Annotated in this window: 12 protein-coding genes; 10 read left to right on the top strand and 2 right to left on the bottom strand. The window is 66.5% G+C overall.

Annotated features, from left to right (window positions below; genetic code table 11):
• Positions 1-186 precede the first annotated feature (186 nt).
• A complete protein-coding gene (locus tag EJC77_RS00220) occupies positions 187-1,215 on the bottom strand; it encodes a LacI family DNA-binding transcriptional regulator (RefSeq protein WP_125609560.1) in 1,029 nt (342 codons plus the stop codon).
• A gap of 247 nt (positions 1,216-1,462) precedes the next feature.
• Here EJC77_RS00220 and EJC77_RS00215 point away from each other — a divergent pair, with 247 nt between their 5' ends.
• Together EJC77_RS00215 and EJC77_RS00210 are read left to right on the top strand one after the other, a co-directional pair.
• Positions 1,463-2,311 carry a sugar phosphate isomerase/epimerase family protein gene (locus EJC77_RS00215; protein WP_125609559.1) on the top strand — a complete coding sequence of 283 codons (849 nt, stop codon included), beginning with the start codon at positions 1,463-1,465 and terminating at the stop codon, positions 2,309-2,311.
• Positions 2,312-2,372: 61 nt separating this feature from the next.
• Positions 2,373-3,380, top strand: a complete 1,008-nt coding sequence (locus EJC77_RS00210) for a Gfo/Idh/MocA family protein (RefSeq protein ID WP_125609558.1) — start codon at positions 2,373-2,375, stop codon at positions 3,378-3,380.
• A gap of 199 nt (positions 3,381-3,579) precedes the next feature.
• Here EJC77_RS00210 and EJC77_RS00205 read toward each other — a convergent pair whose 3' ends face one another.
• Positions 3,580-5,322, bottom strand: coding sequence for a transposase (locus EJC77_RS00205; RefSeq protein ID WP_125609557.1), 1,743 nt, complete (start codon positions 5,320-5,322; stop codon positions 3,580-3,582).
• A 408-nt stretch (positions 5,323-5,730) separates the two neighbouring features.
• On the opposite strand from EJC77_RS00205, the gene EJC77_RS00200 reads away from it, so the two are divergent.
• The 8 genes from EJC77_RS00200 (at position 5,731) to EJC77_RS00165 (ending at position 15,375) form a co-directional block, all read left to right on the top strand.
• Positions 5,731-7,260 (top strand): ABC transporter substrate-binding protein, encoded by a 1,530-nt coding sequence (locus EJC77_RS00200; RefSeq protein WP_125609556.1) that lies wholly within the window; start codon positions 5,731-5,733, stop codon positions 7,258-7,260.
• Positions 7,261-7,334: 74 nt separating this feature from the next.
• Positions 7,335-8,276 carry an ABC transporter permease gene (locus tag EJC77_RS00195; RefSeq protein ID WP_125609555.1) on the top strand — a complete coding sequence of 314 codons (942 nt, stop codon included), beginning with the start codon at positions 7,335-7,337 and terminating at the stop codon, positions 8,274-8,276.
• On the top strand, positions 8,273-10,138 hold the full coding sequence (locus tag EJC77_RS00190) for a dipeptide/oligopeptide/nickel ABC transporter permease/ATP-binding protein (protein ID WP_125609554.1): 1,866 nt from the start codon (positions 8,273-8,275) through the stop codon (positions 10,136-10,138). The genes EJC77_RS00195 and EJC77_RS00190 overlap by 4 nt, the downstream gene beginning before the upstream one ends.
• Positions 10,135-11,025 carry an ATP-binding cassette domain-containing protein gene (locus EJC77_RS00185; RefSeq protein WP_125609553.1) on the top strand — a complete coding sequence of 297 codons (891 nt, stop codon included), beginning with the start codon at positions 10,135-10,137 and terminating at the stop codon, positions 11,023-11,025. Before EJC77_RS00190 ends, EJC77_RS00185 begins: the two co-directional genes overlap by 4 nt.
• Positions 11,026-11,101: 76 nt before the next feature.
• The gene (locus tag EJC77_RS00180) at positions 11,102-11,962 is read left to right on the top strand and encodes a sugar phosphate isomerase/epimerase family protein (RefSeq protein ID WP_240629590.1); all 861 of its coding nucleotides are present in this window, start codon (positions 11,102-11,104) and stop codon (positions 11,960-11,962) included.
• Positions 11,963-12,088: 126 nt separating this feature from the next.
• Entirely contained in the window at positions 12,089-13,255 is a 1,167-nt protein-coding gene (locus EJC77_RS00175; protein WP_125609552.1) for a Gfo/Idh/MocA family protein, read from the top strand.
• Positions 13,256-13,358: 103 nt separating this feature from the next.
• Entirely contained in the window at positions 13,359-14,408 is a 1,050-nt protein-coding gene (locus EJC77_RS00170; protein ID WP_240629588.1) for a LacI family DNA-binding transcriptional regulator, read from the top strand.
• Positions 14,409-14,955: 547 nt separating this feature from the next.
• The gene (locus EJC77_RS00165) at positions 14,956-15,375 is read left to right on the top strand and encodes a hypothetical protein (protein WP_125609551.1); all 420 of its coding nucleotides are present in this window, start codon (positions 14,956-14,958) and stop codon (positions 15,373-15,375) included.
• Positions 15,376-15,399: the final 24 nt, after the last annotated feature.

Genomic DNA, 15,399 nt, shown 5'->3' with positions numbered 1-15,399 from the left:
CCATGAGTTCTAATGGCCCGCTGTCGCACGGATCGTCCGCCCGGCGCATCGTCGTGGTATGGCGACATGCAACCCATACCGTGTGCAAGTCTAGTGAGCTAACCGGGCTCCCGGCCAATCTGCGAGGTGAGTCACACAGTGTGTCGGGAACTTTCCGCCGAAGGGTTTGTCCGGCGCGGGATTGCCCTACGGCCGGTCGGCGGGAACCGGCCCGGTGGAGGCCCGGATGGTCAAGTGGGTCGGCACCACCGAATGACGCCGCGGCGATACGCCGTAGCCGGGATTTATCTTTCCCAGCAGCATGGTCACGGCCACCCGGCCGGCCTGCTCCACGGGTGCGGTGACGGTGGTCAGCGGCGGGCTGCAGAAGTCCGCGCCGAAGATGTCGTCGCACCCCACGATGCTCATGTCCGTGGGGACGCGGACACCGCGTTCGCGCAGGCGTTGCAGCATGCCGATGGCGATGAGGTCGTTGAAGACGATGCACGCGGTGGCGCCGCTGTGCACGGCGGCGTCGGCGGCGGCGGCGCCCGAATACGTTCGTGGCGCGAACGGCCCCAGGCGGGTGACGTCGGCACCACGGTCCTGCGCGGCGGCGGACAAGGCCGCCCAGCGCCGTTGGCTGGAGCTGGAGCCGTCCGGCCCGGCAATGAAGGCGATGCGTTCGTGGCCGAGGGAAAGCAGGTGGTCCAGCGCCTGGTTCGTCGCCGTCGGCGTGTCGAGGACGACCGAGGGGATGCCGGGGATGTCCCTGTTGATGGTGACCAGGGGGAGCTTGTCGGCGGCCCGGGCCAGTGCCTCGTCGCCGAGGCGGGGCGCGGTCAGGATGACGCCGTCGGCGGTCTGCCGCAACTGCTCCAGCGTGATGGCCTCGACCTCGTCCGACTCCTCGGTGTCCACCAGCAACTGGGTGTAGCCCGCGGCCTTGAGCTGGAGCTGCGTGCCGCGGATGATGTCGAAGAAGAAGGGGTTCGTGATGTCGGCCACGAGGACGGCGACGGCCTTGGTGCGTCCGGAACTGAGCGCCTTGGCCTGTGCGTTGGGGACGTAGTTCAGCTGCGCCGCCGCGGCCTCGATGCGGGCACGGGTGCGGAAATTCACCCGCTCCGGCATCGACAGGGCACGGGACACGGTGGAGGCCGCGACGCCACACAGGGCGGCCACGTCGTGGATGGTGGCGGGCCGGTCCGGCGAAACGCCTGTGGGAACAGTCATGATGGGCACGTCCTAGGAGGGATCCAGCAGGTTGCGGGCAGAATCACGAGGGACATCGATGTGATGGACGACACTGTCCTGCACTGCCACCATAGAACCATTGCCACATTTTGGCAATCGGTTGTCAAAACTCGCCTGAATGCCCTAGGCTCGGTGTAACGCATTAGCATGTGTGGTCGGTCACACCGCAAGGTGTTGCTCTAGCCCGAGCCGCCGACCCCGGCTGAAGAATCGTATGGAGGCCCGTATGTCCAACGCCAACCACGCAACCTGGACGCTCTCCGGCTTCGGGGACGAGATCGACCCCGATCCGGCGGTCCAGGCGGCCGTCATGCTCGCCCTGGGGGCTGGCCACATCGAGGTTCGCAGTGCGTGGGGCACGAACGTTGTGGAGCTTGAGCCGGTGCAGGTGGCCCGGCTCAAGGAGATCCTCGACGGCGCCGGGCTCAAGGTCTCCGCCGTAGCCAGCCCGATCGGCAAGGTCGACGTCGGCCTGCCGGCCGACCACGAGGTGGTCCGGCTGCGTCGCATCATCTCCGTGGCGCAGGCCCTGGACACCCGCTACATCCGCATCTTTTCCTACTTCCGTGGGGCGCAGCAGACGCTCGAGGACATCCGCGATGCCGTCATGGAGCGCATGAAACTGCTTGCGGCGGAGGCCGAAAAGGCCGGCATGGTGCTGCTGCACGAGAACGAGAAGGACATCTACGGAGACACCCCGGAGCGTGTCCTGGACATCATGCAAACGGTGGACTCCCCGGCCCTGCGCGCGGCGTGGGACAATGCCAACTTCGTCCAGGTGGGCGTCCGGCCGTTCACCGACGCCTACGCCATGCTCCGGCCGTACCTGGAATACCTGCAGGTCAAGGACGCCATCGCCGGCAGCGGCGAGGTGGTGCCCACCGGTCAGGGCGACGGCGAACTGGAGGAAACGCTGGCCGCCCTCATCGCCGACGGGTACGCCGGTTTCGCCTCGCTCGAACCCCACCTGGCCAGCGCGCACGAGCTGGGCGGCTTCTCCGGGCCCGGCGCGTTCGGCGAGGCCGCACGCGCCTTCCGCACCATGACCGACCGCCTCGGCGCCACGCTGGCCTGATTCCGGTGCCGGGCGTGAACACGGTGAACAATCGGCCAGCACAAGAAACTTGGGAGTCCACATGCCACGGGTAGCCATTATTGGATGCGGGGACGTCTCCACCGTCCACTTCGACGCCATCGACGCGATCGACGGCGCCGAGCTGGTGGCCGTGTGCGACACCGATCCGGACCGGTTGTCCGCGGCCGTGGCCACCCGGCGCGTGCCGGGGTACCAGGACCACATGACGATGCTCACACAGGCGAGTCCCGACGTCGTCCATGTCTGCACCCCGCACAACCAGCACGTGCAACCGGCCGTCGACGCGCTGGAACGCGGCGTGAATGTCATTGCCGAGAAGCCGCTGGCCAACACCCTCGAGGAGGGCCGGCGCCTGGTTGAGGCCGCCGCAAGCAGCTCGGCGCGGATTGGCATCTGCTTCCAGAACCGCTACAACGCCACCGCCCAGGCCATGCACGCGATGTTGGCGACGGGGGAGTTGGGCCGGGTGCTGGGCGGCTCCGGCACCGTCATGTGGCACCGCGGTGCCGACTACTACCGGAACCGGCCCTGGCGCGGCAGCTGGGCGGGCGGCGGTGGCGGGCTGCTGATGAACCAGGCCATCCACACCCTCGACCTGCTGCAATGGCTGGTGGGCGATGTCACCGCCGTCCGTGGCAGCGCGGCCACCCACGTGCTCGGCGACACCATCGATGTGGAGGATACGGCCGAACTGGTCCTGACCCATGCCACGGGTGCCAGCAGTGTCTTTTATGCCACGCTTGCCAACGCCGTCAATGCGCCCGTCACGGTCGACATCGTGACCGAGGCCGCGACGCTGAGCCTGCGCGGGGACCTGACCGTCACCTATGCCGACGGTCGCGTCGAGGTGATCCCGGAGCGTCGCGCCGAGAGTGGCGGCCGGGACTATTGGGGCGTCTCGCACCGGCTCCTCATCGCCGATTTCTACGCGCAGCTGGGGCAGAACGGCGCGTTCTGGATTGACCCGGCCGAGGCGCAGAAGACACTGCGGATCATCAAGGACGTATACCGCCAGAGCTATCCGGATGCGGTGGCGCGGGTCTCCTAGGTGGGTGGTGTCGAACGGCTGTTTATGTTGCGTCGTTGCGGGTGGGGGTCAATTTTTCGGCGCTGTGAGGACGGTCGGCGCCGCAGGGGTTTGGTCGGATTTTGCCGCCGGCACCCATTTTCGGGCCTGCAGGGGGCGGCTGGGGGCCGGCGAGGCCCTTCCCGGGGCGGCCTGGGTCCGGGAAGCACCTTCCCGGCCCTCATGCCGGGACCACCGCCGGTGCGGAGGGGGCGATCCGGCTGATTTTGAGCACGCCAAGCCGGGCGATGTTGACGGCGGCGGCCAGCAGGGAGAAATCGGCCTTTACCTTGGCCAGGCCCCGGACCCTTGCCCGGCGCCCGCCGTGCTTGCGGCGCATCAGGTGGCCGATCTTGCGTTCGACCTTCGGGCGGGTGGCCCGGTACTCGGCCAGCCACCCCGGATCCTGTTGTGTGTGGCGGGCCCTGACCAGTTCGGCCTCGTACGGGCCGATGCTGATCGTCCGCCCGGACCTGGAGGCCGTGCAGGCGCCGGCCAGCGGGCAGGCCGCGCAGGCGGCACCGAAGGCGGCGGTTCCGCCGCCGGCCTTCGCCTGGCGGATGGGCACGGTCACCCCTGCGGGACAGGTCACCGTTCCGGCAGCGGTGTCGACGGTGAAACGGTCCTTGGCGTAACGCCCGCCCGGGGCCACCGGCGGCTGAACCTTCACCATCACGGTAGCCCCGGCCGCCTCAAGCGCCACCAGCAACGCCCCGGCCCCGTACGCGGCATCCCCATACACGGCCAGACGATCCTGCTCCCGGGCGCCGCCGCCGTCCACGCCCCGGCCGGCCTCGTCGCCGGCATCCGGGGCGGGCTCGTCGTGGCCGTCGCCGGCCTCGATGGCCGGTCCGTCGTGGCCGTCGCCAGTGTCCTGGCCAAGGTCCTTTTCCGTGTCCTGGCCTGCGGATTCATCCGCCGGATCCGGGGAGGCAGGGATGCCCAGTTCGCCGGCGAGGAGTCCGGCGGCCGGGTCCGCGTCGCCGGTGTTCCCGGCCGTGGCATCGGTCGCGGTGATGATCTCACTGTCCGGGTCGATCGCCAGATGGCCCTTGTACCCGTCGAAGCCGCGCGCGGCGGTCTTGTGCCCGTGCCGGGCCTCGAGGTCGACGGTGGAAATCACCCGGTCCTTCGCGACCCGCCGGGCAATGCGGAACACCCCGTCCACGCAATCCAGGTCCTGGCCCAGAACGGTCGCCAGCAGTTCCCCGACCCGGGCCACAACATCCGATACTTGCTGCCCGTCAAGCAGGGCCAGGGCCGCGTGCCCGTCCTTCGCCAACGCATCCACGACCTCCGTCCGGGCGGCCGCATCGTCCCAGGCGCAGACCGGCTTCCCCGCCGAAACATACTCATCATCGCGGGTGAGCACGGCGCGCAGCCGGGCCTCCAGGCCCGCGTCGGCGACCCGCAGCAGGCCCCGGATTGCCGAGCGGATAAGCGTCACGGTGTCCATCGTGGCGACCGCATCATACAACGGGGTCGAATCCAGCACCCGCTTGCGCCCCACCAGCCCGGCAGCCCTCGCCGCCTCCAGGGTCGCCTGAAAGATCCGGTCCGGAGCATCCGAGGCGGCCAGGCGCGCCCGCATGTCCACCAGCACCGTGTGCACGAACCCCGGATGGTCAAAGGCCAGCCCGCCGGCGGCGTACTTCCACCGTGCGTCAAAGGCGAACCGGTCCACCGCCTCCCGGTCCGAACAGCCCTCGATCCGCTGCAGGACCATCACGACCGCCACGATCATCGGCGGCACGGAGCGCCGGCCCACATCGGTGAACAGGTCAGCGAACATCCCGTCCGGGAAGAGGTTAAAGCACTCCCGATGCAGCACCGCATAAATCGAGTCCTCCGGCACCAAGCCCTGACAATAGCCGACGGTGCCACGCAGCAGGTCACCCTGCGTCGGCGCCAGACCCAACGTCATCGATCACTCCTGAGTTCCGGGAATCTGTCCACCTCAATTTTCCCAAGGAGACAGCCCACGCCCGTTGACCGCCACGCCACCAAACGAAAAACACCACCCACCTAGTCCGTCGGTGGTCAAGCTTGTCGAGACCCATGCGCGAGTCCTCCCGCACTCGCCGCCCGGCATGCACCGCACGGACCTCGTATGCCCCACGCTCGGTCGCTCAGGCAATCGGTTCCCGATCCGCATTGGCCGAAATTCCAAGGAATCTCGGCCCAATGAAACCATGGCCTGGAACTTCAGCAAACTTCTATGACAATCGGTTGCCAAAAGCTGCCAACGCCAGTACTGTGAGACGTATGCCACATCGGGTGGCGTTCACCACGATCGGCAAAACGTCTACTTTTCAACCATTAGGAGCCAACGATGAAGTTTGGTCCAAAATCCTCGGCACTGGCAGTTCTTGCCGCCGCAGCCATTGCCCTGACCGCCTGCGGCGGCGGCACGAGCGCTAGCGGCGGCGGTGGCGGCGCGGCCGCCACGACGCTCACCCTGGCCAGCCTCCAAGACTTGAAGACCTTCGACCCCACGGATGCACACATCGGCCACCGGATGCCGATCTACCAGGCGGTGTATGACTCCCTGATCCGCCGGGCGCCTGACGGCAAGCTCGTGCCCATGCTGGCCACCGAGTGGTCCTACAACAAGGACAACACCGTCCTGACGCTGAAGTTGCGCACGGACGTCACCTTCAGCGACGGAGCCAAGTTCGACGCCGCTGCCGCCAAGGCCAACCTGGACCACTTCAAGGCAGCCAAGGGCACTGACGCCTACCAGGCAGCCTCGATGAAGAGCGTCGACGTGGTGGACCCCTCCACCATCGCCATCACCCTGAATTCTCCCGACCCGGCCTTCAGCTACTACCTGACCCAGGCGCTGGGCCTTCAGGCGAGCCCCAAGGCGATCGGTACGGACGGCATCAAGACCGTTCCGGACGGCTCGGGCCCCTACGTCTACGACGCCAAGAGCTCCGTGAAGGGGTCCCAGTACGTCTTCACCAAGCGCTCCGGCTACTGGGACAAGGACCTGCAGAAGTTTGACAAGGTCACCATCAAGTACCTGGTGGACCTGACGGCACGCACCAACGCCCTGGTCTCCGGGCAGGTCGACGCCGCACTGCTGGACCCCAAGTCCGGCAAGCAGGCTGAAGGCGCCGGCATGGTGCCCCACAAGAGCCAGGTGGACTGGCAGGGCATTCTGCTTTACGACCGCGACGGCAAGATCAACCCCGCCTTGGCCAACGTCAAGGTGCGCCAGGCCATGAACTACGCCTTTGACCGCAAGACGATCCTTGCGCAGCAGTACCTGAACGAGGGCACCGTTACCGACCAGGTCTTCGGCCCCGAGAGCGGCGCCTATGTCCCCGAGCTGGACAACACCTACCCCTACGACCCCGCCAAGGCCAAGGCACTGTTGGCCGAAGCCGGGTACCCCAAGGGATTCACCCTGAAAATCCCGACTGTTGCGAGCTACGACCCGATCAACGCCGTGTTCAAGCAGCAGTTGTCCGACGTCGGCATCACCCTGCAGACCGAGTCCATCCCGGACGCCAACTATGTTTCCGACATGGCTGCGGGGAAGTACGCCGCAGCAACCTTCAACCTCTACCAGGGCGAGCCGTGGGTGGCCATCAACCAGATGGTCTCCACCACTGCGTTGTACAACCCCTTCAAGAACGAGGACCCGGAGCTGACGGCGATGATCAAGGCCGTCCAGAACGGCGGGGCGAACAGTGCCGAGCTGGCCAAGAAGGTCAACGAAAACGTCACCAAGAACGCCTGGTTCGTGCCCATGTTCCGTTTGAACCAGATGTACTTCAGCAACAAGAAGATTGACGTCCAGCCCGAGCTTCAGCAGGCCGTGCCGTCCATCTACAACTACGCTCCCGCAAAGTAGCGGCGCACGTGCCGGGGGCGGGCCCCGCCCCCGGCACACCTCCCCACCCTTGATCCCTCCACCTGGAGCACCCCATGGTTTCCTTCATCCTCAAACGAATTGCCTCCGGCATCTCGGTGCTTGTGGCCATCTCCTTCTTCACCTACTGCCTCCTGTACTTCTCCAGCGCCAACATCGCCCGGAACATCCTCGGTGAGTACGCCAGCCAGGAGCAGGTCCAGGCCAAGGAGATTGCGCTTGGACTCCATCGGCCGCTGCTGACCCGGTTCTTCGAATGGGCCGGCAACGCGTTGCACGGCGACTTTGGCGTCTCCTGGTTCACTTCCGAACCCGTGGTCAGCGCCATCACCACCCGGCTGCCCATCACGCTGACCCTCGTCATCGTCTCGATAGTGTGCATTGCCATCGTGGCGACCCTCCTGGGGATGGCCGCGGCCGTCAAGCGCGGCTGGATAGACCGGCTCGTCCAGGGTGCCGCCGTCGTAGGCGATGCCATTCCAGACTTCGTTTTGGCGATCGTCCTGGTCTCCGTATTTGCCATCACCCTGAAGATTTTCCCGGCCACCAGCAGCATCTCCCCGGACTCCGGCGCAGACGCCTGGGCGGCTTCCATGACCCTGCCCGTCATCGCCCTGCTCATCAACGGAATCGCCAGCATCGCCCAGCAGATCCGCAGCGCAGTCATCAAGCAGCTTGAAAGGGATTACGTGCGCACACTGCGCAGCCGCGGCATCCCCGAGTGGGAAATCCTCTTCAAGCACGTGCTGCGCAGCGCCGCCCCGGCCGGGCTGACGGTCCTGAGCCTGAAGTTCGTGGGCATGCTCGGCGGCGTCGTGATCATTGAGCAAATCTTCGCGTTGCCCGGCATGGGTGCGCTGGCAGTGCAGTCCACCAGCATGGGCGACATCCCGCTCGTCATGGGCGTGGTGCTGTACACCGTCATCATCGTTATCATCGTCAACTTGTTGGTGGACCTCATCAACGGCTGGCTGAACCCCAAGGTGCGTGTGTCATGAGTGTGCCAGTCGAGCTCGTCGGCCAGAGCGGGACGGTGGTCCGTTCCAACGTCATCAAGAAGATCCTGAAGAACCCCCTGGGCCTGTCGGCCGTCGTCGTCCTGCTGTTCATGGTGGTTCTGGCGGTGCTGGCCAATGTGCTGACCTCCTTTGACCCCAACTTCGCCAACATCGGCAAGACCCTGGCATCCGGCGACGCCGTGAACCTGCTCGGCACCGACAGCGTGGGCCGCGACGTCTGGAGCCGGCTCGTGTTCGGCGCGCGGACCACCTTGCTCTCCGCACTGCTGTGTGCCGCCGTCGCCATCGCCATCGGCCTGCCCTCCGGCCTCGTCGCCGGGTACTACGGCGGCAAGTTCGACGGCGTATCCAACTGGCTGGTCAACGTCCTGATGAGCCTGCCCGGCATCATCGTGCTGCTGACCGTCCGGGCCGCCCTGGGGCCGTCCGTATGGCTCTCGATGGTTGCCTTCGGCATCCTGATGGCGCCCGGCTACTTCCGGCTGACCCGCACGGCCGTCCAGTCCGTTCGCAACGAGCTGTACGTCGATGCCGCCCGCGTGGCCGGCCTTAGCGACACCGCCATCATGTCCCGGCACATCTTTTCCGTGGTGCGCGCCCCTATCATCATCCAGACAGCCGTGATCTGCGGGGTGGCCATCGCCATCCAGTCCGGCTTGGAGTTCCTGGGGTTGGGCGACCCGTCGGTGGCCACGTGGGGCGTCATGCTCAACGAGGGCTTCAAGAACATCTACCTCAGCCCGCTCCTGCTCGTATGGCCGGCCCTGGCGATCGGCCTGACCATCGGCGCGCTGGTGCTGCTGGCCAACGCCATCCGCGATGCCCTCGAGGACGCCGAGAAGATCAAGGCCCCCAAGCGCGGAGGCAACACTGCACAGGCTTCCCTGGCCACGGTCCGGCGCCGCCCCGACCGCACCTTTTCAGCCGTTGTGGAGGCCGGCACCGAACACCATCTGGTCAAGGTCTCCCACCTCGGCGTCGGCTACCCCCAGGCCGACGGTTCCATCAAGAAGGTTGTGGACGACGTCTCCTTCCATGTTGATCGCGGGGAGGTCCTGGGCATCGTGGGCGAATCCGGCTCCGGCAAGTCCCAGACCGCCTTCTCCATCCTGGGACTGTTGCCGGACGCAGCCCGCATTGTGGGCGGCAGCATCCAATTCGACGGTAAGTATACGGTGGCCCCCACCGATGACCGCGTCAGCCAGACGCGGCTGAGCGAATACCGCGGCAAGCGGATCTCCTACATCCCCCAGGAGCCCATGAGCAACCTGGACCCCGCCTTCACCATCGGCTACCAGCTCGTCACCCCCATGATGCGGGTGCTGAAGATTTCCAAGTCCGAGGCCACCAAGCGCGCCCTGAAGCTGCTGGACGACGTAGGCATCCGCTTCCCGGAGAAAACATTTGAGGCCTACCCACACGAAGTATCCGGCGGCATGGCACAGCGCGTTCTCATTGCCGGGGCCATCAGCTGCGAACCGGACCTGATCATTGCCGATGAGCCGACCACGGCGCTTGACGTCACCGTACAGGCGGACGTCCTGGACCTGGTCCGGGACCTGCAAAAGCGCCTGGGTGTTGGCGTGATCCTGGTGACCCACAACTTCGGCGTCGTCGCCGACCTGTGCGACCGCGTCGCGGTGATGCAGAACGGCCGGCTCGTTGAAGACGGCGACGTCCGCGACATCCTTCGCAACCCGAAGGACCCCTATACACAAAAGCTCCTGTCCTCGATGCTCGAAGACAAGGAGCCCATGACCATGCTGGTTTCCGCTGGCATGCCAGCCGCGCAAGCCGCTGCACGCAATGACGAGCGTGACGAGAAGGAGATGGCCCGATGAGTACCACCAAACATCATGGCGCCGCTTCCGGAGCCGAGCTGCTCACCGTTTCCGGCCTGGACGTTGAGTACCCGCTCAAGGGATTCCGGCGCAAGCCGTTCCGGGCACTGACCGACATCAACATCTCCGTCAAGCCGGGGGAAACCCTCGGCCTGGTCGGCGAGTCGGGCTCCGGCAAGACCACGCTGGGGCGGGCGGTGCTGGGCCTGGCCCCTGTCACCCGCGGCACCATCACCTTTGAAGGCAACGACATCAGCCATGCCACGCGCGCCGAACGCCGGCGCCTGGGCAGGGACCTTCAGGTCGTGTTCCAGGATCCCTACACCTCGCTGAACCCATCCATGGAAATTGGCTCCATCTTGGCCGAGCCGCTGGGTGTCCAGGGCCAGTCCCCGGCACAGGCCAGGGCACGGGTGCGCGAACTGCTGGACCAGGTGGGCCTGCCCTCCGATGCCATCAACCGCCTGCCGCGGGAGTTCAGCGGCGGCCAGCGCCAGCGTGTCGCCATTGCCCGGGCCCTGGCATTGTCGCCGAAGCTGATTGTATGCGACGAACCCGTCAGCGCTCTTGACCTGTCGACCCAGGCCGTGGTGCTGGACCTGTTCCTGCAGATCCAGCGCGACACCGGCGTGTCCTACCTGTTCGTTTCCCATGACCTCGACGTGGTCCGGCACATCAGCCACCGCGTCGCCGTCATGTACCACGGTGAAATCGTCGAACAAGGGCCTGCACACGTGGTTACGCGGAGCCCGGAACACCCCTATACCCAGCGGCTGCTGCTGGCGTCGCCCGTGCCTGACCCGGACCGCCAGGCCAAGCGGCGCAATGACCGGCACCGGCTCCTGGATGCACAACGCCTGGAAGAAGCCAGCCCGATCTCTGCGTAGCCCGCGCACAAGATTTACAGTCTGGAACGACCGCCGGGACGAGCCCCACAGGGCCCCGGCCGAAGAAAGGAATGACATGGCCAAAATTGGTGTGCAGGCGATGATGCTCAGGGACAGCTTCGCTGAAGTAGGCGCCTTTGAGACGCTCCGCAAGGTCAGCGCGATCGGCTACAACGCCGTCGAGATCTCCCAGATCCCGATGACCCCCGAAAACGTGGCGGAACTGGAGAAATCCCAAACCGAACTCGGCATGGACATCGCCTCGCTGTCCGTGATGATGGAGAAGCCGGTGGGCCGTCCCGGCGAATCGCTGAAGGACGACTTCGACAAGATCGTGGACGACGCCAAGCGGCTGGACACCAAACTGCTGCGCATCGGCATGCTGCCCTTCCCGGCCATGAAGTCGATCGACGCCGTCGTCGACTTCGCCAAGGAGACCAACGGCTATGCCGAGCGCCTGCAGGAGCACGGTATCAGCCTCTACTACCACAACCACCACATCGAGTTTGCCAAGTTCGACGGCAAATACATGCTAGACATCATCAACGAGAACTCCCCGGCCATGGGCCTGGAGATCGACGTCCACTGGGTCCAGCGCGGAGGCCTGGACCCCGTCCGCACCCTCGACAAGTACGCCGGACGCACGGCCATGGTGCACCTCAAGGACTACCGGATCGGCATACTGCCCGAGTCGGCGTTCGGGCTGCTGGAGACCGGCGATATTGCCGGCTTCATGGCGGAGTTCAAGAACGTGGTCCAGTTCGCCGAGGTGGGCGAGGGCAACCTCGACTTCCCGTCGATCATCGAACACAGCCAGGCCGCCGGAGCGCAGTACCTGCTGGTGGAGCAGGATGAACTGTACGGGCGTTCCGTGTGGGATGCCTTGCAGACCTCCCACGACAACCTGGTCGGCATGGGTTTCAGGGACCTTTTCTGACCCTTCGATCTCGACAGGCTCGATCACCAGTGGTCCCGACTGATTTCGACAAGCTCAATCACCGTTCGGTGGTCGAGCTCGTCGAGACCACACCATGAACAACAGCTGCGAAACGGAGCAGAACACATGAGCAAGAAACTACGCCTCGGCATCATCGGCCTCGGCCAGCAGGGCGGCATGTACGCCAAATTCATCACCGACGGCCTGGTGCCCAACATGGAAATCGGCGCCATCACCGACACCGATCCCGCCAAGCGCGAGGCGGCGTCGGCAACCTACCCCGGCGTCCACGTCTATGACGACTACATCGCCATGCTCGACAGCGGCGACGTCGACGCCGTCGTCACCTGCGTCCCGCACTACCTGCACCCGGAAATGGGCATCGCCGCGCTGTCACGCGACATCCACGCGCTGGTGGAGAAGCCGGCCGGCGTCTACACGAAGCAGGTCAGGGAACTCAACGACTTCGCGGCGACCAAGCCCGGGCTCTCCTTCGGCATCATGTTCAACCAGCGCAACAACCCGCTGTACAAGCGCCTGAAGGAGATCGTCGACGGCGGCGAGATCGGCACCATCCTGCGCACAAACTGGATCATCACCACGTGGTGGCGGCCGCAGGGCTACTACAATTCGAGCGCGTGGCGTGCCACCTGGGGCGGCGAGGGCGGCGGCGTGCTGGTCAACCAGGCCCCGCACCAGCTGGACCTGTGGCAGTGGATCTGCGGTGTGCCGAAATCCGTCTACTCGAAGGTCGCCTACGGCTTCCGCCGCGACATCGCCGTCGAGGACGAGGTGACCGCCGTCGTCGACTACGGCAACGGCGCCACCGGCACGTTCGTCACCGCCACGCACGACATGGTCGGCACCGACCGGTTTGAAATCCTGGGCGATGCGGGCAAGATCGTGGTCGAGGGCAGCAAGACCGCCACCGTCACCCGGCTGAAGAAGAAGGAACGCGAGATCAGCGAGAACATGGGCATGGACGACGTCCACAGGCTGTTCATGGGCCAGCTGGACATGGACGAGTACCTCACCACCGAGGTCATCGAATTCGATTCGCCCTGGGGTGCGCAGCATGCCGGCGTGCTGGAGAACTTCGCCGCCAACGTCCTGGACGGCACGCCGCTGCTGGCGCCGGGCTCCGACGGCATCAACGGCGTCCGCCTCGCCAACGCCATCCACCTCTCCAGCTGGAAGGGCGAGGAGGTGCCGCTCGACTTTAACGAGGACGAGTTCCTGCAACTGCTGAACAAGCGCATCGGCGACGAGGGCAAGTACCCGCAGCGCGGCTAACGGCACACCAGTGCGATACCCGTGCCAGGCGGGGCCGGATATGCGAATATCAGGCCCCGCCTCCGGTTACGATGGCATCTGGAGAATCGTCCCGGAGGATCATTTGAGCGACAGCATGGACATCGCCGACGATGCAACGCGGCCCGTCGCCAAGGCGCGCGGTGGCCGGACGGCGCCGACCATCTACGACATTGCCGCGCTGGCGGGCGTGAACCCGTCGACGGTGTCGCGGGCGCTCAGCAAACCCGGCAGGGTCAGCGCCACGACGCAGAAGAAGGTCGAGGATGCCGCCGCGCAGTTGCACTACCAGGTGAATGTCTTTGCCAGGGCGCTGCCCACCGGGCGCACCAACACGATCGGCCTGATTGTCTCCGACATCACCAACCCGGCGTTCTTCGAGGTCATTCGCGGCGCCGAGGCGGCCGCCGCCGAACGCGACTACACGCTGGTGCTCGCCGAGTCGGCGGAGTCCGCGGAAGGGGAGCTGACCGCAGCCCAGCGCATGCTGGCGACCGTGGACGGCATCGTGCTGGCCAGCCCGCGGCTCTCCGACGAGCAGATCCGGGCGTTGGCGGCGCAAAAGCCGGCGGCCGTCATCAACCGGCGCGTCGAGGGCGTCGATTCCCTGGTTGCCGACACCGACGCCGGGGTCACCGACGCGGTGCGTCATCTCGCCTCGCTCGGCCACACGTCGCTGGCGTATGTCGCCGGGCCGGAGCGGTCGTGGATGTCCGCCCGGCGCTGGGAGAGCATCAAGGCCCGCTGTGACTGGTCCGGCATGTCGGCCACCGTGGTGGCTTCCGGCGTCCCAACGCTCGACGGCGGGCGGCGGGCGGCGGCCGCGGTGCGCGCCAGTGTCGCCACCGCGGTCTTTTGCTACAACGACCTCATGGCGATCGGGCTCATGCGCGAGCTCCAGGGCGCCGGCGTGCGGATTCCCTCGGACCTGAGCATTCTCGGCTTTGACAACATCTTCGGTTCGGACTTCACCACGCCGCCCTTGTCAACCATCAAGTCGCCGCTGCGCGAGTCCGGCGTTGCGGCCGTGCAACGCATCCTCGAGGAACTGGACCAGCCCCGCACCGCCTTTGAGTCCCCCTCGCTGGTGACCGAACTGGTGCTGCGCGGCTCCACCGGTCCGGTGGGCCGGTAACCGCCGGGCCATGATGCGGTCGGGTGGGCGCCGGGTGCCCCTTGCGGCACCGTCGAAGGCGCCATCCATGGTGTCGCACCGATTGGCCGTCGATACGGTCATCACTGCAGATCGGGCGGCGGAGGCCTGCGCGGCCGCCGTCGGCAGGGCATGAGGCCCGCCGTGACATTGTTCAGCACGGGACTCATGTCGGTGACGTTTCGATCCATGTCCATGGTCGACGTCGTGGCCCTCGCCGCCCGGGCGGGCCTGGAGACGATCTCGTGGAGCGCCGATGTGCACGTGCAGCCCGGCAACGCCGCCCAGGCCGAGGAAGCCCGCACGTTGTGCGCCGCCGCCGGCCTGGGTATCGAGGGTTACGCCTCGTATTGGAGGGGGTCGGACAAGGAGTTTGCCCCCATCGTCGAATCGGCCGCCGCCCTGGGCGCGCCGCGCATCAGGGTGTGGGCCGGCAGCGCCGGTTCCGCCGATGTGCCGGTGGCGGAACGGCGGGCCATCGCCGCACGGATCGCCCCGGGCGGCAGACCTGGCCGCCGCCCGGGGGATCGTGCTGCATCTGGAATTCCACCGGGACACGTTGACCGACACGGCCGGGTCCACCCTGGCGCTGCTGCAGGACATCGCGGCCGCACGGGACACAGGAGCCATGCCTGTGCGCACCTATTGGCAGCCGCGCCCCGGCATCGCCCCCGCGGCGGCCCTGGCCGAACTCCGGCGGCTGGCCGGCCGCTTCGACGCCGTCCACGTCTTTTCATGGGATGCCGAGGCCGCCAGGCTGCCGCTGGCCGCGCATCGCGACGATTGGTTGGAACGATTGCGCGCCATGGCCGCATCCGGTGCCCCGGCCATCGACCTGCTGCTGGAATTCGTGGCCGGCGACAACGCCGGACAATTGCTCAGGGACGCCCGGGAATTGCGTTCCTGGCGTGACACGCTGCGCGAGGGGGAGGGGGCCGGCCGCGGCTGAACCCGCAGGAACACGCCCGGCCTG

It is taken from the genome of Specibacter cremeus (genome assembly GCF_003946885.1).
In the GTDB taxonomy this organism is placed as follows: Bacteria; Actinomycetota; Actinomycetes; order Actinomycetales; family Micrococcaceae; genus Specibacter; species Specibacter cremeus.
This window is presented reverse-complemented; position numbering and strand designations above follow the sequence as displayed.